2 protein-coding genes are annotated in these 1,513 nt (G+C 56.9%); both read left to right on the top strand.

Going from position 1 to position 1,513, the window contains the following annotated elements; translation table 11 throughout:
- On the top strand, window positions 1-880 hold an 880-nt coding region (gene tig, locus VGI36_15690), incomplete at its 5' end, for a trigger factor (protein HEY2486588.1).
- 39 nt (window positions 881-919) lie between these two features.
- A partial coding sequence (locus VGI36_15685; GenBank protein ID HEY2486587.1) for an ATP-dependent Clp protease proteolytic subunit occupies window positions 920-1,513 on the top strand: 594 nt, incomplete at its 3' end.

Here is a 1,513-nt window from a genome sequence, read left to right as displayed (position 1 = left end):
AGAGCTGCGTGAGCGCGCCGCAACCTACGTTCCGATCGAAGGTCGTCCGGCAAAAGACGGCGACTATGTCCTCATCAAACTGAGCGGCATACCCGAGGGCGGCGGCGAGCCGATTCAGGCCGACAACATTCTCTGCCACTTGGGCGCTGAGGAGACTCTCGAAAGTTTCAACGAGAACTTGCGCGGTGCGTCACCGGGTGAGACCAAGCAGTTCCGCTCGAAATACCCCGACGATTATCCAGACCAAAAGCTCGCCGGCAAGACTTTCGACTACACCGTGGAAGTGCAGGGTATCAAAGAGAAGAAACTCCCCGACCTGAACGATGAATTCGCAAAGGACGCCGTAGGCGAAGGCGGCGGAGTTTCCACGCTGGCAGACCTTCGCAAGAAAATTCACGAGAATCTGGAAGCAGCTAAGGAACAACAGCAACAAACGCAAGCGCGCGAGAAGATTCTAGAAACGCTCGTGAAGCGGCATGACTTCCCCGTTCCTGAAGCCCTCGTCGAAGGGCAAATGGACGTGCGCCTCGAGCGCGTAGTTCGTTCGTTAGCCGCGCAGGGCGTCGATCCCCGCGCCGTGAATGTCGACTGGGTGAGCCTGCGCCGGAATCAGCGCGATCGCGCTGTGAACGACGTGAAGGCCGAGCTGCTGCTCGACCGGATTGCGACAGCCGAAAATATCGAAGCGACGGATGAAGACGTCGAGAAAGAGATTGCAACGCTGGCGGAACGCAGTGGCGAATCAGCAACTGCGATTCGGGCTCGCTTGACAAAGCAGGGAGCGCTCGATAGGATGAAATCGAAGTTGCGTAGCGACAAAACGATCGAGTGGCTCTACCGCAATTCCCGAATCGAGACGACGGCCAAGAGTGAAAAGTAAAAGCTGGTTCGGGGTCCTCAGCGCGCAAACAAATTCCTAATGAGACATACTGACGACGCAAGTCCGCGTGCCACAACGCTCGTACCGATGGTGGTTGAACAGACCAACCGGGGCGAACGAGCGTACGATATTTACTCCCGGCTGCTGAAAGACCACATCATTTTCATCGGCACGCCAATCGACGACCATGTCGCCAACCTTGTCACCGCTCAATTGCTGTTCCTCGAATCCGAAGACCCTGAGCGCGACATCTCGGTGTACATCAACTCGCCGGGCGGGTCGATTTCCGCGGGAATGGCGATTTATGACACGATGCAGTTCGTTCGGCCCGACGTGGTCACTTACTGCATCGGCCAGTCCGCCTCGATTGCGGCTTTGCTTCTTGTTTCGGGCACTCCGAAGAAGCGGTATGCCTTGCCGAATTCCAGAGTTCTGATTCACCAACCCTGGATGTCCGGCCTCTCGGGCCAGGCAACGGACATCGATATCCACGCTCGCGAGATTCTGCGCACCCGCGATTCCCTCAATAAGCTTCTTTCGTTCCACACTGGCCAGCCGCTTGAACGGATCGAAAAAGACGTGGAACGCGATTTCATCATGACCGCAGAGCAGGCCAAAGCCTACGGCATTGTC

The organism is Candidatus Binataceae bacterium (genome assembly GCA_036495685.1).
Classification (GTDB): domain Bacteria; phylum Desulfobacterota; class Binatia; order Binatales; family Binataceae; genus JAFAHS01.
Note: the sequence above shows the minus strand (reverse complement) of the source record. Positions and strands in the feature narration are given on the sequence as shown.